A 23,911-nucleotide genomic window follows, 5' to 3' on the forward strand; every position below is an offset into this window, starting at 1 on the left:
CTTATTAAAGAAAAGGCTCCAAATGCTGATACCTTAACTGCAACAGCCGTGCTGGCATCTGTGCTGTCAGGAAAACCTGAATCCAGTCTTTCCCTATTAGTTCTGTCCAATTTTGCAGAAATGCTGACTATTGGTGCGGCAGAGAAGGCTCGTCAGCATATTTCAAATCTTCTTGATATGAAGGAGAAATATGTATGGCTAAAGGATAAGAAGGGGCATGTCTCCAAGGTAAGCATTGACGATGTAATGGTCAATGACGAGGTTGTTGTTTACGTTGGAGAGAAGATCTGCGTGGATGGTGTGATTATTGAAGGTGAGGCTTCAATTGATCAGTCTTCCTTAACCGGTGAGTCAATTCCTGCATTTAAGACTATAAAGCAGGAAGTTTATGCCGGTACAGTGGTTCGCTCTGGAGAAATAACAATCAGGGTTTCCAAGGTTGGAGATGAAACCAATCTTGCTCGTATCATAAACATGGTGGAGAATGCGCAGAATCGCAGAGCTCCAATTCAGAACTTTGCTGACAGAATGGCTAATGCCCTGGTGCCTATTTCATTTTTGTCTGCTGCCGTTGTTTATGGTGTAACCCGTGATTTCCAGCGTGTATTAAACATGTTCTTCATTGACTTCAGCTGCGGTCTGAAGCTTTCTACTTCAACTGCAATTTCAGCTTCAATCAGTAAAGCAGCTCAGATAGGTGTGCTGGTCAAAGGTGGTAACTTCATTGAGACTTTAGCTGATATTGATACTGTTATTCTGGATAAGACCGGAACAATTACTGATGGTCATCCAATCCTGATTGATACTATTAGATGCAATGAGATTGAGGAGAAGGAGCTGGTTCTATTAGCTGCAGCTGCCGAGAAATCTTCATCTCATCCTTTAGCTGAAGCTGTAATTAATTATGCTCAGGATAAGAACTGGAATGTTCCTCATGAAGTTAAGACAGAGACTGTTGTCGGTCGTGGTATATGCGCTAATGTTTCTGATTTTGATTCCTATAAGGGGGGCGAGATCCTGGTTGGAAGCAGAACCTTCATGAAGGAGAAGAAAATTCCAGGCGTGAATGACATTGACAGATCTGGTTTTTCAAAGGAATGCAATATTATTTACGTGGCAAGAAACAGTGAGCTCCTGGGGGCACTGGTAATCACAGACCCAATCCGCAAGGATATCAAGAAGACTCTTAACAGAATCCGCCGAAACGGTGTTGACGAAATCGTAATGCTTACTGGTGACAACAAGGTTACAGCAGAGTATGTTGCAGGAAAACTTGATCTTGATGGTTACAAGTCTGATGTTCTTCCTCATGAGAAGGCTGAATTTGTTGCAAGTAAGCAGAGTTACTCAAAGGTTCTGATGGTTGGTGACGGTATCAATGATGCTCCTGCTCTGGCTTATGCCGATATTGGTGTAGCCCTTGGTGGAAAATCTACTGATATTGCCATGGAGTCAGCCGATATTACAATTACTTCTGATGAACCTTTAAAACTTGCAAAGGTCATGGAATTATCTAAATCCACCATGGGACTGGTTCGTCAGAATTTTGCTGCGACAATTGCCATCAATTCTGCAGCAATGATGCTAGGTGCGCTAGGAAAGATCAATCCTCTTATTGCGGCAACCATTCATAATGCTGCAACCATAGGTGTTGTTATTAATTCAGCCAGAATTCTTTTTGATAAGAAGTTTAATTTTGAAAAAATTAAGCGCAATCAGGATTTGGATAATTTATAATTTTTAAGATTAACTATATAAAAGGAGATAATTATGTTATCTAACAAGACTGATTTCTTTATTGGTTTAGCAGCAGGTGTTGTTGCTGGTGCTGTTGGCTATAAGCTTTTCCAGGATCACAAGGAGCAGATTTTAGGTTCTTTTGATTCTCTAACCTCAAAGTTCTCAAAGACTGAAGAGACTGCCTTATCCGAGGAAGAGCTTCAGGCTCAGAAAGAGCACTTAGAGGACTTAATTGCTGAGCAGAAAGCTGCTAAGAAGTCTAAGTAATCTTTACAAAAAAAAGCTTATCCCAGACGTAATTGTCTGGGACAGCTTTAATCTTATCTTTTCTATAAATTCTTTTCAGTTTTCATTCTGTTTTTCTCTTTTTTTCAAATAATCGGCAGTATATTGTCAGCTCTGCTGCAAGAAAAGAGGATATACGGTCAATGCAGTTGAAAATGCTGCGAAAATTTTCTTTTAAGAATCAGATGTACATTATAAAGTTAACTCCTTTCCTATCTATTGGATAGAAGAAAGCCCTGATGAATTATATTCAAATCAGGGCGTTACTTAGATTATCGGAATGACCTTTGGGGTAGCTATTTGGTCTTGCCTGTAGCGAATATAACTTTTGCTACATCGTTGAATGTATCAGCATAGTAGTAGGTGACACCTTCGGTAACTTCTGCAGGCAGTTCTTTTACATCCGACTCATTAGCCTTAGGACAGATGATGTTGGTAATACCCATTCGTCTTGCAGCAATAGTCTTCTCCTTTATGCCTCCGATTGCCAGAACCTGACCGGTAAGAGAAAGCTCTCCTGTCATGGCAAATCCTTTTCTTGGAGCCTTATTCATGGCAAGAGATAAAAGGCTTGTTGCCATGGTTACACCTGCAGAAGGTCCATCTTTTGGAGTTGCTCCCTCTGGTACATGCAGATGGATGAACGCTTTTTTAAAGAAATCCTTTTTCTCTTTACAGAAGGTTCCCATATGTGACTGAACATAGCTGTAGGCAATATGAGCTGATTCTTTCATGACATCTCCCAGGGAGCCTGTCAGTTCAAATCCCTTTGCATCGTTGTTAACCCTTGATGACTCGATAGGAAGGGTGGCACCTCCAACAGAGGTCCAGGCAAGTCCAGTGATAACACCAACACCTTCAAGTTTCTTTTCTCGTTTGAAAGGTGCTGTTCCTAGGTAGTCAAACAGAGAGGAGGCGGTTATAGTTACCGACTTTTCTCCCTCTAAAAGCTTAACTGCTGCTTTACGGATGATTTTATCGATAGCTCTCTGGGTTGAACGCATACCACTCTCACGAGCATATTCCTCAATAATCTTTTTGAGAACACTGTCAGAGATCTTAAGCTGGCTCTTTTTCATGTTAGCCTTCTCAAGTCCTTTTGGCAGCAGATGCTTTTTGGTAATGGCCAGTTTTTCCTGACTGATGTATCCAGAAAGTCTTATCGGATCCATTCTATCCAAAAGAGCTGGCGGAATGGTATCAGTTGTGTTTGCTGTACAGATAAACAGACACTTTGATAAATCCAGTCTCTCATCCAGATAATGATCCATAAAGCCGTTGTTCTGTTCTGGATCTAGGGTCTCAAGCAGAGTTGAGGCAGGATCACCATGATATGATCTGGTCAGCTTGTCGATTTCATCAAGCATGATTACAGGATTCATAACCTTGGCTTCTCGAAGCGCCTGGACAAATTTTCCCGGCATTGCTCCTACATAAGTTTTGCGATGACCCTTAATCACAGATTCATCGTTAACACCGCCTAAAGATAGCCTGTAGAATGGTCTGTTTAAAGCTTTAGCAATTGATTTTCCAATAGAGGTTTTACCAACACCAGGAGGTCCTACAAACAGCAGAATTGAACCGTTTGTATTTCCCTTAAGAGCTCCTACTGCCAGAAACTCCAGAATTCGGTCTTTGACATCCTTTAGACCTTCATGATCCTCGTCCAGAATTTTTCTGGCTTTTGCGATATCAAGTTCTTCCTTGGCAACTTCTCCCCATGGAATTGAGGTCAGAATATCCAGATAATTTGTAAGTCCTGCATATTCTGGTGAATTAGGGTCAAGTGTATTCAGCTTTTTAAGCTCTTTTTCGAATCTCTTGGTTATGTAGTCTGGTGGAGATAACTTCTTCATCCTGTCTACATATTCATCTGCCTCAGATGAACTGTCAGCACGAGTTCCAAGTTCTTTCTGAATCTGTTTTAGCTGTTCTCTTAGAACATATTCCTTCTGCTTTCTTGAGAGTTTCTCATTTACGGTGGTTTTTATCTCGTCATGAAGCTTTGCGGCCTTCAGTTCCTTCTGTAGCAGATCCTGAGATAACTCCAGACGCTTTAGAATATTGGTACAGTCTAAAACCTTCTGCAGGGATTTTGCTGAGGTGGTTGTAACAGATGCTGCGCAGTCTGCCAGAAGAGAAGGATCATTCTGATCAAAGCGAAGCAGATACTGACGCATTTCATCAGAGTACATCGGATTTAGTGGCAGCAGTTCCTGAAGCAGGGATACAAGGTTCATGGCATAAGCCTTAACCTTTACTTCATCCTCTGTTCCTGGTTCTGGCATCTCGTTTTCAGGATACTCCAAAACTGCCTTTGGGGAGCCGTTAAAGCTTTTCCACTCCTGGATAGTTACACGTTCAATTCCTTCACAGACAAAATGAACCTCACCAGGAACGGCTTTTGCGTGTAGCAGTTTGACCAGAGTACCCATCTTAGGAAAATCGCTAGGTCTGATCTTTCCTTTTTTCTCAAGTTTTTCGTCGATTGCAAAAATAGCAAAGGTCTTTTTCTCTGACTGTGCAATCTGAGTGATGATCTCCTCATAGTCAGATTTTATCTGCATAGGAGTAATCTGAGATGGCATTACTGGTCGGCCAAAGGTTGGAATTATGAACATCTCCTCTGGCTCGGACTTTGGAAGATCAATGCCATCCACGTTCTCGCCAAGACTAGCAAGCTTTGCTGCGAGAGATTTTAATGAATCTGCTTTCTGGGCATTGATCAGGGCTTCTGTCTTTTTTAATTCCTCAACACCTTTTCTAATATTCTCTTTGATGGAGTCAACTTTGTCATTGAGTTCTTTAATCTTCTCAGGATCAAGGCTGTCTTTATCTTTAGGAGTATTATCTGACATATATTTTCAACCTTACTTCTGTTTCACTCGTTCTCTTTAAACATGGTGCCAACTCAGCTTTTTTTCAAGTAATTTTTTCCACAATAATTACTTTTGTCTAACTTGTTGTGCTTTTTGTCTTTTGTGATTAGGGATCTATCTGTTTTTTCAAAAGAAATTTTAAATTTCAAAAAATCATATACAGATCTGATTTTCATACAAAAAAGTTAAAAAATATTTATGTTGCAGAGCATACCGAATTTTTAAAGTAAGAAGGTTGCCAAAAAATGCAGGTAACGGTATAAAAAATCTAGAACTAAAAAAATAACATTCATAAAGGTGAACCAATATGATTGAGAAAGGACCTTTAGTAGAAAAGCTTATCGACATATTAGTACAGTTCGTGCCTAGTTTAAAGAATCAGGCTCAGTCGTTTTCTGATGACTATTTTGCACAGAGAGCTCTGTTAAGAGGGCTTATGAATATGCATCGTGTGCAGAATAAACTTCCTCCTGAATATTTTACAATGCAGGATCAGCTACTGCAGGCTGAGCTTTCCGAGAAGAGCCTTGTTCAGACAGAGGGCCTTCTAAAGGCAAAAATCAATTCAAATATGAGTCTTCATCAGGGGGATATCACCACTTTAAAGGTTGATGCCATTGTAAATTCTGCAACACCATCGCTTTTAGGATGTTTTCAGGCAGGGCATAACTGCATAGACAATTGCATTCATTCTGCAGCAGGTCTGCAGCTTCGTTATGAGTGCTATAAGATTTTAGGAGGAGGAGAGGCAAGAGAGGGCACTGCTACAATCACTCACGGCTTCAATCTTCCATGCAAATTTGTAATTCATGTGGTCGGTCCAAAGGTTGGATTCAATATTTCTCCAAGAGAGAAGGCTACTTTGGCCTCATGCTACACAGAGGCTTTAAAGGTTGCAAGAAAGAATGGAGTTAAGTCTCTGGCTTTCTGCAGTATTTCAACTGATTCTCTTGGTTTCCCAAATTCAGTTGCGGCTCGCATTGCAGTAAATACTGTTAATGACGATCTTAAGGCTCATGGAAATGATTTGAAGATAGTGTTCTCTGTGGAATCTGACAGAGATGCAAAGGCCTATAAGATTGAGTTTGATCCTCAGCCAGAAAAGGATAGTGCCGAGCTCCATCCTTTCTTTAATATCAATCTGATTTAAAAATGGCGCCACAAATAGGCGCCATCTACTAAAAATCGAAAGTCTCAAGATTATCCAGAGAGTCTAGGATAGCTTTGTATTTTTCCTGTTCCTCTTTTAGTTTTTCTCCTTGAACATCTCTGTAGTGATAGTAGTATTCTCCGATTCTTCCTTTTAATGATGTGAATCTGTACAAAAGCTCAAAGGCGTCTTTTAGTTCGTCCATGCTCAGATCGGAATAGAATTCAATATCCTTATCTACAGCTGTAAAACAAAGATATAGTGCTGCTGCCAGAATTCTTGGCTCCATTGTCTTTCCTGAATGCCAGATTTTGTGTTTTTCGGTTCCAAAATAATCTCCGTCGGGCATAAAGAAAGATCCATCCATAAGATCGATATCTACGGAACGCTCTCCTTCTCTCTGATATCTTTGTACTACATCAAATGCGGTTGCAGGTGGCTGTGCGAGCATTCTCCATCCAGGAGCCAGGGCTTTGTATGAGAAATCCTCATATTCATTTTCACGACAGATTCCGCATATGATTGCGCAGGCATTCAGTGCTGCGGTATCGTATTTATCTCCTTTAACCATGCCTAAAAGCCCCTGCACAACAGGCAAGCGTCTTGGACTAATATAGGAGTAGAAATCAAAATAGTCATCTGACGCCATTCTCAGTACTTTTACAGGAATGGTAATTCCTTTTTCTTTTAAAAATTCATGAAGGCTGTGAAAATCCAGATCATAAAATTCGTTTAGTTTTGTTTTCTTGTTGGGATCTTCGCTCTGTGTGGTTATGACTTCTTCTTTTTTAACAAGAAGTTTTATGTCAGAAAGATATTCCAGTGCGTCTTTTACCTCTTCAGGCGAAACTCTTAGATTTCTTGCCAGAAGATGAGTATGACATCTGGCGTTAAATCTTACATATTTATCTTTTGAATGCCAGAAAAGCAGCACCGACAGAACAATAGGACTGCAGTCATTCGTAATGGTATCTCTTCTGACTACATTAAGTTCTGGGTAGTAGGGAACACGGGTTAAGCCAAATTCTTCCATAATACAATCTGATTTTTTTAGGTAAAAAAACTTATCTGATGAATATCATAAATACAGGTCTGCATTTTATCATAGTCTATCGTTTGACTTTTTTTTATGTGTCTTTTGCGTAATACATTAGACATCTGCTTTGTTTTTTTCTGCACATAATTGAGCATTTATCCCAATTAATTTTTTTGTCTCTCTAACCTTGTGTAATTGAAAGAAAAAATTTTAAAAAATTTTGACAAATGTTTGAAATTTACTATTTTTAAAGACGGTTCTAATTTAGAATATAAATATGACACCAAAAGAAATGTAACGAGTTCAAATCTGAATATTTCCACAATAACATGACAAGGAGGATGCGATGCAGATAAGTGACATTAATTACGCATTCTTTATTGTTGGATTGTTGCTGTCTTTTGCTATATTTGCTTCAAAACTGTCCTCCTTCTTTGGAACACCACTGTTGCTGTTGTTCCTTGCAATCGGTATGTTAACTGGTGAAGATGGAGTCATTCTTCACATTCAGTACACAGATTACAGATCCGCTTTTTTTATTGCCAACCTGATGCTGGCGATTATTTTGCTTGATGGCGGACTTAGAACCAATTTTTCTACAATGAAATCAGTGGCAAGCGAATCCACGATACTTGCGACAATAGGTGTTGTGGTTACCTCCGGTATTACCGGAGGCATTGCCTATCTGCTTTTGGATATCTCTTTAATTGAGTCTCTACTTTTAGGTTGTATCGTAGGTTCTACTGACGCTGCAGCAGTGTTCTCTCTGCTGTCAAGAAATGATGGTGTTTCACTTAAGACTAACGTGAACAGTACATTACAGATTGAATCTGCAACTAACGACCCTATGGCAATTCTGCTTACTACGACCATGATTGCCTTTGCCTCTGCCAAGGCTACATCCTTAACAGATGCTCTTCTGTTCTTTGCAACTCAGTTCGGCTTCGGTATTTTTATTGGTGTCTGCTTCGGTGCTCTTGCCAGATTTATCATTGCCAACATTTCATTAGGTGTCGGACTGTACTGTATTCTCGTTATTGGTATGGGCCTGGTCGGTTTTGCAGTAACCGCCTATCTGAATGGATCTGGTTTCCTTGCGATTTTTATAATAGGAATGTTTGTTGGTAATCAGAAAACCAGACATGTGAGCTATATTCTGCCTGTATCAGAGGGCTTTACCTGGCTCTCTCAGATCACTCTGTTCTTAATGTTAGGTTTACTGGTTACACCTCATGAGATGATCAACTATTGGCTGCCAGGTGTGGTTATTGCGGTGGTTATAACCGTTATTGCAAGACCTATTGCGGTATTTTTCTGTCTGAAGCCTTTTTTTAGATCATACAATAACCGTGATCTGATTTTCATGTCCTGGGTAGGACTACGCGGATCTGTTCCTATTGTACTTGCAATCTATCCTGTATTTGAGAATCTGGATAATCCTCAGCTGTATTTTAATGTTGCTTTTGTGGTGGTTATCGTATCTCTTTTATTCCAGGGCTCTCTGATTGTTCCTCTTTCAAAGTTTCTAAAAGTATGTACTCCTTCAGTTATGGTCCCTATTACCAAGTCTGACGTTGGTATTATGCTTTCAAACGACTATGAGATTTTGAATTATCGAATCAAGGAGCCAACTTTTGATGGCGCTGTTTTAAGGACTATTCCTTTCCCTAAGGGAACTTCTGTTGCAGCAATTTTCCGTGATGGAAAAATGATTAAGTGTCAGGGGGATACTCCAATCAAGGTCGGTGATATTCTCTCTTTAATCGGACGTGATGCTGATGAATTGCTTTTGAATTCACTGTTCTCTCATCCTTTAAAAGAGAAGAGACAGCCTTTGTATAAAGGTGATAAAATGTACGCCGCTGATACGCTTATGGTTGAATTAGGCGAACAGTACGGTTTTGAGCTGACCACCTATGAGAAGACTCTGACACTGGGGGATTTCATGTCCTATCATATTGGCGGATATCCTCAGCCAGGCGATAGGGTAAATCTGATTAAAATATCTTTGGTTGTAGTTGACCTTGAAGGTGACAAGATCAGAAGAGCGGGTCTGTATCTGACTTCAGAGTTAATGCTGGAGTTTGAACGCAAACGCAAAGATAAGCTCATTATGCAGAAAATAGAACAGGAAGAACTTGAACGTCGACGTAAGATTGCTCAGCAGCAGCTGTTTGACAGTATAAATGACGACGAAGAATACTCTTAGCTATGGCAAATAAAGAACAAGAAAAATTTATCTCAGACGTAAAAAGCAGATTTCCATTATTAACTTTCAGACATAGACATCTAATTTCAAGGGAGCTTAATAAGCTCTCTTCTTGTCAGAATGATAAGGCAATTGAGCTTCAGCTTTCTATCAGTGAAAAACTTGAAGAGTACCTTGAGTTTTTTAAGGAGCGTGAAAATCATATTCCTGAATTAACCTACGATGATAATCTTCCTGTATCACAGAAACGTGAGGAAATCATTGAGGCAATTAAAGCCAATCAGGTTGTAATTATTGCAGGTGAAACTGGTTCAGGTAAAACTACTCAGATTCCAAAGATGTGTCTTGAGGCGGGACTCGGACGCTTTGGCTTTATAGGACATACTCAGCCCCGTCGAATTGCTGCCAGAGCTGTAAGTACCAGAATAGCATCAGAACTTGGTGAAGAACTTGGGCAGAGTGTAGGATATAAGGTCCGATTCAATGATGTAACATCGGATACAAGCTATATTAAGCTTATGACTGATGGTATTCTGCTTGCAGAAACAGCTCATGACAGAAAGCTTTTGAGTTATGACTGCATCATTATTGATGAGGCTCATGAGCGCTCTTTAAATATTGACTTTCTTCTGGGCTATCTAAAAAAATTATTAAAGGTTCGCTCTGATCTTAAGCTGATTATCACCTCTGCGACCATCAATACCAAACGTTTTTCAGAGCATTTTGATAATGCTCCAATCATTGAGGTTTCAGGTAGAACCTATCCTGTTGAGGTTGTCTACAGACCATTAGGTGAGACTGAGGATTCCGATACGGATGATGAGGTTGAGACAGATGAGAAGGATCTTAGAAATGGTATTTTAAATGCCATAAGATTCCTGTTCAAAGAGTATGGCCGAGAGGATATTCTGGTATTTCTCCCTGGAGAACGAGAGATCATGGATATTGCCAAGTTCCTCTCCAAGGCTCATCTGCCGAATACAGAAATCCTTCCGCTGTATGCCCGTTTGGCTACATCTGATCAGAATAAGATTTTTGCTCCGCACTCAACTGTAAGAGTGGTGCTTGCAACCAATGTTGCTGAGACCTCTTTGACTGTACCCGGTATAAAATATGTGATTGATCCCGGGACCGCAAGAATCAGCCGCTATTCTCCAAGAACCAAGGTTCAGAGTCTTCCAATTGAAAAGATTTCAAAGGCCAGTGCCGATCAGAGAAAAGGCCGCTGCGGTCGTGTGAGTGAAGGTGTATGTGTAAGACTTTACTCAAAGGAAGATTTTGACTTAAGACAGGATTTTACTGATCCGGAAATTTTAAGAACCAATCTGGCTTCAGTTATCCTTCAGATGGTGTCTTTAAGACTTGGAAACATCACCGTTTTTCCTTTTATTGATCCTCCATCAGGTAAACAGATTACCGATGGTATCAGACTTTTAGAGGAAGTTGGCGCTATAAATGAGTCTCGAGGCTTATCTACAGATGAGCTTAGACTCACTAAAATAGGTACTGATTTATCAAAAATACCTTGTGATCCTCGACTTTCAAGAATGCTCGTGGAGGCTAATAAGGAAGGAGCCTTATCAGAGGTCCTGGTTATTGTTTCCGCTATGGCTGTTATGGATCCTCGAGAAAGACCTGTTGATAAACAGGAACAGAGCCGTCAGCAGCATGCTCGATTTGATGATGAAAAGTCAGATTTTCTTGCATATCTGAATCTGTATCATTATATCTGCAAGTGCCAGAAAGAGATGAGTAACTCGCAGCTTCGTAAAAATCTTAAATCAGAGTTTATCTCCTATCTGAGAGTTCGTGAATGGTTTGATCTTCTTCGTCAGTTAAGAGCTTCCTGCCAGATGCTTAAGTATACCTTAAATGAGGTTCCGGCAGGTTATGATGCGGTTCATCGCTCTATTTTAAGTGGTCTTCTTTCCCAGGTAGGTCATTATGATGATAATGATAAAGGTCTCTACTTAGGCGCTCGTGGTATCAAATTTGTAATTCATCCATCTTCAGTATTCAATAAGAAAAAGCCAAAGTGGATCTGTGCAGGAGAGCTGAATGAAACATCAAGACTTTTTGCCAGAACTGTGGCATCAATTGATCCTCTGTGGGTTGAGTCTATCGGCAGACATCTTGTTAAAAAGAATTACGCAGAGCCTCACTGGTCAAAATCAAAGGGAAGTGTTGTTGCCAATCTGACCATTTCTCTCTATGGTCTTCCTGTGGTTCAGGGCAGAAAGGTTCTATATACCAGTATTGATCCTAAGCTTTGTCGAGAGCTGTTTATCCGTGATGGTCTTGTCGGCGGTGATATTGACTGTAATCATGCTTTCTTCAGACACAACCTTGATGTGATTGATGAGGTTGAACATGTAGAGGATAAGCTCAGACGCCGTGACCTTCTGGTTGATTCCTCTGTGCTCGAGGAGTTTTACGATAAAAAGCTTCCTGAGGATATCTTAACTCAGAAACACTTTGACAAATGGTGGAAGGAGAAACGTAAGAGTGAACCTGATTATCTGAATTTCTCCATTGACCTGGTTTCAAAGGATGCCTTTAATCAGGTAGAGGAACATGATTTTCCTGAGTTCTGGCATTATGACAGTTTCAAACTGCCTCTAAGCTATGTTTTTGATCCTACATCAAAGGATGATGGTGTAACAGTTCATATTCCTCTGGCTATCGTAAACAGAATCAACAGCAGAGAATTTGCTTACCAGATCCCTGGTTTGAGACTGGAGTTTTTAACCTCTCTGATTAAGTCTCTGCCAAAAAGATTAAGAAAGAATCTGATCCCTGCTCCTAATTATGCGAAGGCTCTGTCTGAATCCATAGGAGAACCATGCAAGGATGACCTGTACGTTAAGGCGGCAAAGGAACTGACCCGTATGGGAGGCGAGATTGTTACCTGTGATGATTTTGATAAGACTCTGATTGAAAAGCATCTTTTTATGATCTTCTCGATTGAGGATGAAAAGGGGAAGGTCATAAAAAAAGGAAGAAATTTTGATGTCATTGCTGCAAGTCTTCAGGGACAGGTCAAAGATGCCTTAAGTAAATATTCCACAAAAACAGCTAAGGTTCAGAAACCTCTCAATGAGTGGAATTTCGGAACTATAAAAACAACTGAAGTTACCCGTCAGAACGGAATCGAGATTACAGCCTATCCTGCGCTGACAGATAAGGGTCAGGGGGTAACTCTTGAATTATATGATAGTAAATACAAACAGCAGAAGGCTATGTGGATAGGTCAGAGAAAACTTTTATCTCTTGGATTAAAACAGCCTACAGCATATCTAGAACAGCACTTGCCTAATAAGTCGAAGCTTTCAATGTACTATCAGCCTTTAGGCACTGTTAAAGACCTTATAAATGATCTTATGCTGGCCTCCATTGATGTGATAATGGTGGAGAATAATGCTCCTGTTTTTGATGAGGAGAGTTTTAAAAAGCTTTTAGAGAAGGTTCGCGCTGATCTTAATGACACTGCATTAAAACTTTGTTCTACTGTTGAGAAGATTCTGTTAAAGGCGCATGAACTCAAGCGAAAGCTCAAAGGTCAGCTGAATCTTGCTGTAGCATACAGCTATAAGGATATGGCTGCTCAGCTGGATTCTCTGGTATACAAGGGATTTTTAAGTTCTACCAAGGTTGAGTATCTAGAGCAGATCCCTCGATATCTTGACGCTATGCTATATCGTATTGAAAAGGTTCATCGTGATGTTAACCGTGATTTGGTTCATACCAGAAAGATTGAGGAGGTCAATACTCTTTATAAGAACACTCTTTCCAGGTATAAATACACTGCGATACCAGATGATCTTATCAATGTAAAATGGCTTATTGAGGAACTTAGAGTGTCTTATTTTGCCCAGCAGCTTGGTGTTAGGGTAAGTATTTCTGATAAGAGAATTTCCAATGAGCTTAAGCGTATTCTGGAGGAGTTCCCAGAACATGGCTAAAAACAGATTGAGGTGATTGAGCTGTTTGTTCAAGTAGGATAGAATTCAGAAATGTTATCTGATTCGATTGAGTGAATCATAATAAAAAAACGGAAGACAAATGGAAGATTTAATTATTATTCTTGGACTTTTGGCGGTAATTGCCGTCTTACTAAATCAGTTTAACTACAGACTGGCTCTGTGCATGTTCCCTGATACAGTCAAAGTAACCAGGTGGCAGGGACTTTTAGGCTGGTATGGATGGGTTAACCTGTTTGTTGCTCTTCCTTTCCTGTGGGATGGTGATTTCTCACAGGGTATGTATCCTCTTGTCATTGGACTGATTCCTGCAGCTATTTCAATTTTTACTGTGTTGAAGTTTAATGATGACAGAAATGTTGAGCTGCGTCGTGACTCAAAGATTACTTATGATGACAACGGTCAGCTTTTAGAACCATGCAACGATGTTTACGGTTTCCTTCGTAATTATTCTCAGCGAATGAAGGCAATCGGTCCAAAGTTTTTCTTTAAAGAAATATTTGCCCGAGAAAAATCTAACAAGGTTTTAGCTGACGGATTACTGGATAACACTCCAGAAGTGACAGTGGATACACTAAAATCTTTACCATGGGTTATTGATGGCGCTGTTGATGTAAAGGCTCAGTTTATCTTCCTTCTTGAGTACATGACAACTCGCTATGACAACAAGAAACTCTATGAGAATCTTAAGGTGTTCTGCGAGAACTCCATGTCAGTTGCAAGATTGCTTGAGCTTAAGTTTAATGAGATTCCATACAATATCGCAAAATTTATCGCATCAGCCGATATGACCGTATCTCTTGTTGAAAAGAAGTCCTCTGTATTTACGATTTCAGTCGAAGGGCAGACTTTTGAGGATACAGAGAAGGTAATATACGTAAGCACCTCCCCTATGTATAAAATCAATCAGAACTTAAGTTCAGTATTTCGCGCAATAGCTGCAAAATTCAGTAAATGGACTTCAAAGGATGAAGGAACTGTTATTCTGACCTCAAAGAAGATTATTGTAAAAACTCCATATCAGAAGACCGAATTTCCGATCAGCGACGCTGTTTTTTCATTCGGAGACGACATTTCTTTTGATAATTCTAATTATTTTTGTGTGTCAGATATTAATTTTTTCAGATTTGTGATGTTAAATCTTAATAAAACACTATAGTTGATATAGTAGTTAACTATTTATCAAGCTTTAAAACGGATGCAGCCAGAAAAAGAAAATCCTGATAAAAAGGATAAAGCCAAGGTTACACCTGAAAAGAAATCTCCTCCATCATCTGCTGCTATACCTCCTACGGAAGCTGTAGTTGATGGAAGCAAGGCGAGAGAAGCCGCGGCTTTAGAGGTAAAGAATGTAGATTTTGCAAGAAAGCTGAATTCCATTGTTTCAGCAATTTTTTCTCGCTGCGGTGTTCCTATTGCTGATTTCACTGTCTCAGAACCTCTCTCTTTTTTCGCTAAGGTTAATTACAATCTTACCTGGAATTTCAAATGCCGAGCTTCAGACAAGCCTGCAGGTAAGATCAGTGACGAAACACATGTTCTTTCCCAAAGCGGTCTAGATGAATTTACTCAGAAAAATTCCAAGGAGCTTGAAAAGGAAAGCGATATAACTAAAGCCTACATCAAGCGTCTCGCCGAAGCTAAATTTACTGAACTGACTGCTTTGGCTGGCCAGATTATGGCTTTTAACCGTATTTCTGCTATTGGTAGGGCTCGTTGCAAAAAATGTCATGGTAGTAAGAAAGCCATGTGCGAGGTCTGTAATGGCAAAGGTGTAATTTCATGTCCAACATGTCAGGGGCTATCAGACAGCTGCTCCATGTGTAACGGTACCGGCTTCATCAACTGTGACCACTGTAATGGCTCAGGAAAGGTTGTCTGCCGTCACTGTAAGGGAATGGGAGAACTTATTGTAGAGCGTGAGATTATTTATGATTCTGAGAGCTGTAAGGATATAGAAATCTCTCTAAATGTTCCTGGTTCTGATAAGACTATTACCTCTTTCTCAAAAGAGGATGAGAAGATTATTTTAGAGGCTGCGAACTTTGATGATCAGTCTTTAGGTTCGGAACTGCCTCATGGATATAAGGCCACTTTCATAGGTTATGCTCCATGTTTTGCGGTGAGAGTTAACTTGAAAGGAGAAACTACGCCTTTTGATTTTATCCTCTGTGGAAAATCCCTAAAACCAATCTGTAAACCTCCGCTTTTAGACGTGGTCTTTAAAGAGGAGTCAAATATTCTTTCATCAACCCTGAATATAGGCACAGATGATGTCGACGAAAAGATTGTCTGTGTTAAGGCTCTTGCGGGAAAGGCAATCCTGGCAAAGACCATTCGTTCAATTGAGAATTACGAGCTTGATATTATCAAGAAGGAAGCCGCAAAGCAGGGCGTTACTGTTGAATCTATTCTCTGGGAAAACAAGAATGACTTAAATAATAAGGCCAAGCTCATAAAATCAACGGTAAAAGAACAACTTATAGAGAATGTTTCCCTTGAACTTATATCCAATGCCCAAGGCTTTATCTCAAAGGAATTCTCAAGATATTTTGCTAAGAATCTGATTGATTTTGTGCCATTGCTGATGATGCTAAATCCAAACACCAAAACGGTTTGGACTGCTGTTTCTCTTGCGGTGTGGCTTGTTAATTCTCTTGCTGTTTATTTCGTGCCAACTATTGCCTGTATTTTTCTGTGTATTGTTTTATCCATTGTGGTATGTGCTTTTACCTCAATTACTCTTACTAAGAACTGGACATACTATTCTGCGGTAAGCTCTCTTAGAATCAGGCACAAACTACGAAAGGTTCCAAATCTTACATCCGAGGCTATTCATTCTGTGCGTCTGCTTTTTGGCACGATTCTTATTAATGTTGTTCTCTTTATCCTTTATAACTACCGAGGCTGGTAGATCTGGAGCTGTGGCAGATGCATGAGAATATAATAGAAGTCATTACAAAGATGCTTCAGAGCGTGGATGTCCCTCCTGATATGGTCAGTTATGGAGAGTCCAGAACTGCCGATGTAAAACTTACCTTCAGTGTTAACTGGTTTTTTGAGGCTAATGTCAGGGATACTGTTCTTAATTCTGTGATGTCCTCTGATACAGTCTTGAGCGAAGATGCCTTAAAAGATTTTCAGAAAACTAATACAGATGCTCTTTTAAAGGATGCTAATCTTAAAAGAACATTCTGTACGGGACTTGAGAACAAATCTGCAGCTGATCTCTTCAAGATCTGCAATAAGATAAACCGCATTTCCGCCAGACATGCCAAAGGTGGCTGTACTTGTCCGTCGTGTAAGGGAACTAAAAAAATCAGTTGCCCTAACTGTTCCGGATACGGCATGATTCTGTGCCCATCCTGTCAGGGAAGGGAAGGAGGATGTACCAGATGTAATAAAACCGGTTATATATCCTGTCCAACCTGTAACAATCTTCAGAAAATTGTCTGTCAGAACTGTAAGGGCAAGGGTAGAGTTCTGGTTGATAGAATGGTGTGTCTTCTGGCGAGAAACTTTCCTGTTATTGATGTAGAAGTTCAGAACATGGAGAATGTTTTTGCTATACCAAATTGCCACGTGGATTATGCCTGCTATTTTGAACTGCTAAAAAAGCTACCTTTTAAGCTCATTGATGCAGAGTTTAAGGAAAGCGGAGTTTTTCTTATTACCTATGTAGCAGAATGTAGAATGGACTACGTAACTTTTGATATCTCAAAGGTTTCTAAAAGCTTTTCATTCTATACCTGTGGAGATAATTTCACTCCGCTGAATATTCCTCCTGTTCTAGAGAGTATCTACAGTGATCTTAAAATGAAGCTCTCTGATGCAGCTATCGGTAACACACTTACTGATATGGATACTAAGATAGAACTGTTCAAGACGCTTTGTCAGAATAGGTTCTTCTATGGGCTACTGTGTTCCTTTGAATTTTATTTTGATCTTGTAACACGCAAGCTTCAGAACGAAGTTGTAAAAACAGATAATTACACATCAAAAATCTTTACCATGAGAGAAAAGCTTCAGAGTCTTATGGCTTATAGAAAGGAGCAGCTTGCCGATGAGTTAAGTAAGAAGCTTTTAATGTCAACAAATAACCTGATGAAGGAGAATTTTTCTAAGGATATCTGTCTGTCTTTAGTTGAATATATCAGTAATCTCAAGTTCAGAGAGCATTCCGGCAGACATTACTGGGATATGGTAACCTCCTTTATCTGGGTAATTACTTTCATGCTAAACTTCTTTATCCACAGTCCGGTTAATCTTGTTGCCTGTATACTATTTGGTATAGTAGCCTCTTTTCTTGTTGCATACTTTGGAACTAAAACGCTCAAGTTCTACGAAGTGATGCTGGCCTCAAAAACTTTTGAAAATATAACCAAGTTCATTGATTTTAATTACGATCTGTCCAGATCTATAGCCCTGTTGTCAGGAACTCTGATTATAGAGATTATTACATTTGTTGTAACTTAGTTGTTTTAACAATTTTTAGTAAAAAAAAACTCATTCGAGAGAATGAGTTTTTCTTATGAATCTTATAATCTGATTACAGATATTCTTCGAAGGCTCTTCTAACTGCAACAACTGCTTCTTTTTCGTCTTCACCTTCAACGTGAATATAGATTTCGTCATCAAAACGAATACCCAAACCCAGAAGTCCGAAGATTCCACCTTTCAGATCAATCTGTCGATCCTGATAAATTAAGGTAATCTTTGACTTATATCCGCTAATAGCTTTGATAATTGCACCTGCTGGGCGAGCGTGTACACCATCACGATCTTTGATTTTGTAAACAATTTTTTCCATATCTAAATAGATCCAAGTAGAAAAGAAATATCCAACACCAATATATTATGCCATTATTTATCGTTTAATAGCGTTTTTCACTAAAAAAATACTATTCACTTGGCATATCAATTCTGTTTCTTAGTTTCTGTCCAGCCCTAAAGGTGGTAACACGTCTTGAGGAAATAGTTACTTCTTTACCTGTCTTTGGATTTCTTCCTGGACGGGCATTTTTAACTTTTAATTCAAAGTTACCGAATCCGGTTAGTTTTACGATTTCTCCTGACTCTAGAGTTGATGCTATCTGCTCAAAAAATGAATCAACAAATTCCTGTGCTGTAGTCTTAGGAAGACCTTGCTTAATAATAAGTCGGTCTGCAATATCTGCTCTAGTTAGCGCCATATTCACCATTCCTCGTACTTAAAAATCCTTAATAATTAGGGGTTAAGTACTAAAATTAATACTTACTGTTTGTAATATAATACAAAAATCAAAAAAAAATTAGTAATGCCTCCCATTTTTTTTATAAATTATCAAATATTTAGTAAAAAATTTTATCTCGCTAACATTTTTCTGAGAATTTTTATAAATTAACTGTAAATATTTCATTTTTCAAACTAGCTTTGATGTAGAAGTACATTAAATTTAAAGGATTTTTTGGGGTAAATATTTTCATAAAAAAACAGGACTGAAAATTTCAGGCAAGGTTCCTACATTAACAGTTAATGGAGGATTTTATTCAGGACTTGACGTCTGTGCTACAATTTTTCTAGTTTGTTGTTTTATGAAATTAGGAGCCAGACATGGCATTAAAGTTAGCTATTTACGGTTATGACTCAGATATTGGAAAACTAGTTATTGAAACTCTTGAAGAGCAGAAAATCCCTCTTGATGATGTTTTCCCTTTATCTCCTTTTTCAGGAGAATATGATGCCGTAAATATCTGTTCACAGAATTATTTTGTTCAGCCTATCGAAGAATTTGATTTTGAAAAGGCTAATGTCGCTTTATTCTTAAGTACTCAGGATGAAAGCCAGCGTTGGATTTCAAAGGCTCAGAATGCTGGCTGTATTGTTGTTGATAACAGTCATCTTTTCAGCGGAGATGAGAAAACCACACTTGTTGTTCCTGAGATAAATCCTTTTGATATCAAAAAAGCTATTGAGTCTCGTTTAGTGATTCCTGCTCTTGCTCCATCAGTACAGATCTGTCTAGCTCTTGGTGCTCTTCATGATGAATTTGGGGTTACCAGGGCAGTCGCTACTTCAATGGAGTCTGTATCTGAGGTGGGAAGACTTGGGACAGAAACCCTTGCACATGAAACCACCCTGCTGTTAAACGGAATGAACGGTGATCATCAGGGCTTTTCTGCTCAGGTAGCCTTTAATCTGCATACACTTACAGGTACAGTTGAGGATAACGGATATACAGATCATGAACAGACTGTAAAAACCGAAGTTTCAAGAATACTTGGTAAATTTGAGAGAGGCTTTGATATAACTACTGTTCAGGTGCCAGTATTTTATGGTCACACCATCAGTGTAAATGCCGATCTTGAAGAGTCTGTTAGTGTTGATGATGTTACTGAGGTCTTTAAGAAATCATCATATGTTACTGTAAAGGATAATGATGAGAATCTTACTCCTGTTGAGGACGTAATCAACGAAAGAACTGTCCTTGTAAGCAGAATTCGTCAGAATATCAAAGGAAGCAAGAATGTTAGTTTTGTATGCATGATGGACAATACAAGACGAGGTGAAGCAATTTCCTGTGTTGAAATTGTAAAATTAATTGCACAAAATATATAGCCTTGCACACTTTATGCATTTTAGTTAGAAAAATTGGGATCTCGCTAGATTTTTGACGATCCCATTTTTAGATACAATAATGCATAGAAATAGGGGAGTCGTATGCATAGGTTAAAAAAAGTCACCTTAGAAGTGACAATGGGTCTTTTTATATCGTTATCTGCATTTTCTGCAGATGATGATGGTACTTTCACCATTACAATTCAAGGCCCTGAAGTAGAGGAAACCGTTCCTGCCAGTCGCCCAGTTCGTACTACTCCTAGAAGACAAGCTGTAATTCCTCAGCAGGCTCCTGCTGCAACTGTTGCCCCTAGACAGTCAGCACAGGCTCCTCAGCGTGCGGTTGCAGTTCCTGCTCAGACTGCTGTTTCATCTGATCAGTTCAGAACCTATAACGTGGTATCTGGAGATACCATCTGGTCTGTAGCTCATCGTTATGCTCAACTTAATAGAAGTATTAACGAATTTCAGGTAGTTGCCTCCATATATAGAAATAATCCTCAGGCTTTTGGCGGAGGAAATGTAAATAATCTTTTAAGAACAACTCTGAGAATCCCTTCTGATGCTCTGATAGCACAGGAAAATACTCAGACCGGAAGTGCTCTTTTAGCTCAGGGAGTCATGACCCTACCTCCTCTCCCTGTAAGTCAGCCTGCAGTAAGTCCAACTGTTCAGAGTGCTCCTGCTCCTCAGTTGCCTCAAACTGCTCAGAGTCAAGTACCATCACAGCAGACAGTTACACCTGCTAATACCGGTAAACCGGCAAATGATATCCCTGTTTACACTGCAACTGAAACTAGAATCAAGGAAGTTCAGAAACAGCGTGAAGCTGAAGAAAACGGTGAACTGATTCCATCTGGACTTTCCAATAAGGACTCTCAGAATCCTAACGACAGACGTACTCTTGCTGAAAACGGAGCTCAGCTTCAGCTTGAAAATGGCGCTGTAACGGAAAATGTCGCCAATGCTCCTGTTCAGTGGCAGGGACAGGGTCTGGGCTTAACCCCTGAACAGCTAAGACAGGTTCAGGCTCTTCTCAAAAAGAATCCTCAGGAATCTGTAGATGTTAAGTCTATTCGCATCATGCTTGAGGAAAACAAAAAGCAGATCGATCAGAAGACTAAGGTTATTGAGCAGCAGCTTTCAGATGCTATTGCCAGAATGAAGAAGTCGTCTGCTGTTACTGCTCAGACCGCAGCTGACAGTGTCTCCTCTCTATCAAGTCAGTACGATAACATTATCGCAGGTATTCAGCAGGATCTTATTGAAATCAAAGGTAATGTGTCAAAGCTCTCTCAGGATAATGACCGTATGAGAGAAATGCTTCTGGCTAATGACGAAAAAATTGAGGATATGCAGTTGCAGATGTCTCAGTTTACAGTGTCATCTGTCGATGCAAGCATTGATATGGATAAGCCTGTGATGATGATCCTGTTTGGAGCAGGTTTATTGTCATTGGTAATTCTGATTCTATTCATTATCTTCAAGGCCAGAGCCCGTGCTCGTGCTCGGAAGTATCATGATGACTTTGACTTTGATGATGCAGGATCATTAGGTTCAGATGATATGCTGTTATCTGATGATAATGGCTCGATTGCAATTGAAACTCCTTCTCCTGACATTGACGAAGGTGATGCGTATTCAGAGGAGCAAGCTGCTGATAACAACGCTGCTCCTGCTGCTGATGTAGAAATTTCACCAGCCGCTGCATCTGATACGGCTGATAGCCCTGCTGATGAGAGTACAGAAGATTCTCAGGCCCAGGCTGAGTGGGATAAGGCAGCTGAAGAATCTGCTGAGCCCTCAAGCAATGATCAGAATGTTCTGGATGAATGGTCAAATGCTCTTAATGAAGATCAGTCCGGAGCAAAAGAAACTGAGGTTGAAGGCAAATCAGATGATGCAAGTGTTGCCGACGAGTGGGCTGCTGCTTTAGGTGAACAGGAAAAATCAGAAAAGGCCCAAGAAGAGTCATCAGATGAGCCTAAGAAAGATGAACAGGAAGATATGGCCGCAGCGTGGGCTGCAGCTCTAGGTGAACAGGAGGGAGGTGCTGAAGAGGAAAAAACAGCGGATGATCCTGCTACTCCTGCAGAAGAAAAGTCTGGCGGTGATGAACAGGAAGACATGGCCGCAGCCTGGGCTGCTGCTTTAGGTGAACAGAAAGGTGGTGAAGGGGCTACTTCTGAAGAGCCTGAGGCTAAGGAAAATACTGAGTCATCAGAACCCGCTGAAAGTACACAGGCTGAAGAACTGAAGAAATCTATTGAGGCTGCTAAGGCTGAACCTGAAAAGTCTGCTCCCGCAGAAGAAGCTGTTTCTGAATACGTAAATATTGAGGATATTGCAGCAGAAGCACCAGCAGAAGAGGCTGTTCCTGAAGACGTAAATATTGAGGATATCGCGGCAGAAGCACCAGCAGAAGAGGCTGTTCCTGAAGACGTAAATATTGAAGATATCGCGGCAGAACCCCCAGTAGAAGAGGCTGTATCTGAAGACGTAAATATTGAGGATATCGCGGCAGAAGCCCCAGTAGAAGATGCTGTATCTGAAGACGTAAATGTTGAGGATATTGCAGCAGAAGCACCTGCTGAAGAGGCTGTATCTGAAGACATAAATGTTGAGGATATCGCGGCAGAAGCTCCAGTAGAAGAGGCTGTATCTGAAGACGTAAATGTTGAGAATATTGCAGCAGAAGCCCCAGTAGAAGAGGCTGTATCTGAAGACGTAAATGTTGAAGATATTGCAGCAGAAGCACCTGCTGAAGAGGCTGTATCTGAAGACATAAATGTTGAGGATATCACAGCATCAGCACCAGCAGAAGAGGCTGTATCTGAAGACATAAATGTTGAGGATATCACAGCATCAGCACCAGCAGAAGAGGCTGTATCTGAAGACGCAAATGTTGAAGATATTGCAGTAGAAGCACCTGCTGAAGATGCAGTTCAGGATCCTGAAGAACAGGAGATTGATGTCGGAGATCTTGTCCAGAATGAAGGTGATGACTTAGCTTCTCCTGCAGATGAAATTAGCGGAGAGGAAAGTGCTTTACTAGACGCAATGGGGAACCAGGAAAATCCTACTGAAGATGTTCAGGCCGATGTTGTTGAAACTGAGGCTCCTGCAGAAGGTTCTGGTAAGGTTGATGAAGTTGTTGATGACGAGATTGACCTTGAGGTTCTCTTAAGGCCTGTTGAGACTGAAGGTGGTGATGATCTGGTTCAGAACGAACCAGTTGAAGAATCATCAGAGACTCAAAGTGAAGAGGTAGCAACTGAGACCTTAGAGGAATCCGCTCCAGAGCTGGATGAAACTGCTACAGCGGCAATTGGTGAGGCTGGTGAAGCTGAGCTTTCAGAGGAATCTGCATCCGATGCTCCTGTCGAAGAAACCGTAGCTGAAGAAAGTCAAGATTCGGTATCAGGACAGGATGAAGTTGTTTCATGGGAGGTTCCTCAAGACGAATACGATGTCGTAAGTGAATCAGGTCAGAATGATTCTGTTAAAGAAGCTGCAGCTGATCTTGCTCAGCTTGAGGCAAGAATCGGTTCAGCTGGTTACTACATGGATCCTCAGGCAGAATCTGATCTTATGAATATGCTTGGTGATGGTATTTCTCCTAATGAAAATGATCTTGTACAGAATGAGGAGACTGCATTTTCACCAGAAGAAATCTCCAGAATGATTAATGGTGATACTTCACAGGCAGATGTTCCTGATTTACAGAAGGTTTCTAATACTATCGGACCTATAACTGCTAATGCTGATTTAACTGATCAGGCTACTTTAGCTGAGAACATATCAGAGGGAGAAAAAGAGATTCTGACACCAAAAGAACACCAGTACTACGTTGATGAGCTTAACCTTGCAAGACTGTATTTTGAGACAGGTGATACCGAGGAGGCTATCAAGATAATTGAGGATGTTCAGGAGCATGGAAGTCTTGATCTTAAGAAAGAAGCTTCTAAGGTTATGGAGGCTTATGGAAGCTAGAATCTGATACCCGAAACTTTATGATTTTGTAAAAGCAGATC

General features: G+C 40.1%; 14 protein-coding genes. 10 read left to right on the forward strand and 4 right to left on the reverse strand.

The window, feature by feature from the left end; all coding sequences use genetic code 11:
* The coding region (locus QZU45_RS02410; RefSeq protein WP_295351137.1) for a cation-translocating P-type ATPase at positions 1 to 1,737 on the forward strand (1,737 nt) is incomplete at its 5' end.
* Positions 1,738 to 1,770: 33 nt separating this feature from the next.
* Positions 1,771 to 2,007: a hypothetical protein gene (locus QZU45_RS02415; protein ID WP_074840921.1), complete on the forward strand. Its 237-nt coding sequence runs from the start codon at positions 1,771 to 1,773 to the stop codon at positions 2,005 to 2,007.
* 314 nt (positions 2,008 to 2,321) lie between these two features.
* Here the strand turns inward: QZU45_RS02415 and lon are convergent, their stop codons facing one another.
* Positions 2,322 to 4,883: an endopeptidase La gene (gene lon / locus QZU45_RS02420; protein WP_295351141.1), complete on the reverse strand. Its 2,562-nt coding sequence runs from the start codon at positions 4,881 to 4,883 to the stop codon at positions 2,322 to 2,324.
* Positions 4,884 to 5,211: 328 nt separating this feature from the next.
* Here lon and QZU45_RS02425 point away from each other — a divergent pair, with 328 nt between their 5' ends.
* Positions 5,212 to 6,054 carry a macro domain-containing protein gene (locus QZU45_RS02425; protein WP_295351144.1) on the forward strand — a complete coding sequence of 281 codons (843 nt, stop codon included), beginning with the start codon at positions 5,212 to 5,214 and terminating at the stop codon, positions 6,052 to 6,054.
* Between the two features lie 28 nt (positions 6,055 to 6,082).
* Here QZU45_RS02425 and QZU45_RS02430 read toward each other — a convergent pair whose 3' ends face one another.
* Positions 6,083 to 7,087, reverse strand: coding sequence for a hypothetical protein (locus tag QZU45_RS02430; RefSeq protein WP_295351147.1), 1,005 nt, complete (start codon positions 7,085 to 7,087; stop codon positions 6,083 to 6,085).
* A gap of 349 nt (positions 7,088 to 7,436) precedes the next feature.
* Between QZU45_RS02430 and QZU45_RS02435 the strand changes: the two genes are divergently transcribed.
* From QZU45_RS02435 to QZU45_RS02455, 5 genes are all read left to right on the forward strand, one after another.
* Entirely contained in the window at positions 7,437 to 9,299 is a 1,863-nt protein-coding gene (locus tag QZU45_RS02435) for a potassium/proton antiporter (RefSeq protein ID WP_295351149.1), read from the forward strand.
* A 2-nt stretch (positions 9,300 to 9,301) separates the two neighbouring features.
* On the forward strand, positions 9,302 to 13,261 hold the full coding sequence (gene hrpA / locus QZU45_RS02440) for an ATP-dependent RNA helicase HrpA (RefSeq protein ID WP_295351152.1): 3,960 nt from the start codon (positions 9,302 to 9,304) through the stop codon (positions 13,259 to 13,261).
* Between the two features lie 100 nt (positions 13,262 to 13,361).
* Positions 13,362 to 14,438 carry a hypothetical protein gene (locus tag QZU45_RS02445; protein ID WP_295351155.1) on the forward strand — a complete coding sequence of 359 codons (1,077 nt, stop codon included), beginning with the start codon at positions 13,362 to 13,364 and terminating at the stop codon, positions 14,436 to 14,438.
* A gap of 39 nt (positions 14,439 to 14,477) precedes the next feature.
* Complete coding sequence (locus tag QZU45_RS02450) at positions 14,478 to 16,193, forward strand: hypothetical protein (protein ID WP_295351159.1); 1,716 nt, start codon at positions 14,478 to 14,480, stop codon at positions 16,191 to 16,193.
* A 17-nt stretch (positions 16,194 to 16,210) separates the two neighbouring features.
* Positions 16,211 to 17,755 (forward strand): hypothetical protein, encoded by a 1,545-nt coding sequence (locus QZU45_RS02455; RefSeq protein ID WP_295351162.1) that lies wholly within the window; start codon positions 16,211 to 16,213, stop codon positions 17,753 to 17,755.
* Positions 17,756 to 17,828: 73 nt separating this feature from the next.
* Here the strand turns inward: QZU45_RS02455 and QZU45_RS02460 are convergent, their stop codons facing one another.
* Both QZU45_RS02460 and QZU45_RS02465 read right to left on the reverse strand, forming a co-directional pair.
* Positions 17,829 to 18,089 (reverse strand): HPr family phosphocarrier protein, encoded by a 261-nt coding sequence (locus QZU45_RS02460; protein WP_031492353.1) that lies wholly within the window; start codon positions 18,087 to 18,089, stop codon positions 17,829 to 17,831.
* A 91-nt stretch (positions 18,090 to 18,180) separates the two neighbouring features.
* Positions 18,181 to 18,471, reverse strand: coding sequence for an integration host factor subunit alpha (locus QZU45_RS02465; RefSeq protein ID WP_031492354.1), 291 nt, complete (start codon positions 18,469 to 18,471; stop codon positions 18,181 to 18,183).
* Positions 18,472 to 18,872: 401 nt separating this feature from the next.
* Here QZU45_RS02465 and QZU45_RS02470 point away from each other — a divergent pair, with 401 nt between their 5' ends.
* On the forward strand, positions 18,873 to 19,877 hold the full coding sequence (locus QZU45_RS02470) for an Asd/ArgC dimerization domain-containing protein (protein WP_295351165.1): 1,005 nt from the start codon (positions 18,873 to 18,875) through the stop codon (positions 19,875 to 19,877).
* Between the two features lie 102 nt (positions 19,878 to 19,979).
* Positions 19,980 to 23,870, forward strand: coding sequence for a FimV/HubP family polar landmark protein (locus tag QZU45_RS02475; RefSeq protein ID WP_295351168.1), 3,891 nt, complete (start codon positions 19,980 to 19,982; stop codon positions 23,868 to 23,870).
* The last annotated feature ends 41 nt before the right edge of the window (positions 23,871 to 23,911 follow it).

This window comes from uncultured Succinivibrio sp. (assembly GCF_902756765.1).
Classification (GTDB): Bacteria; Pseudomonadota; Gammaproteobacteria; order Enterobacterales; family Succinivibrionaceae; genus Succinivibrio.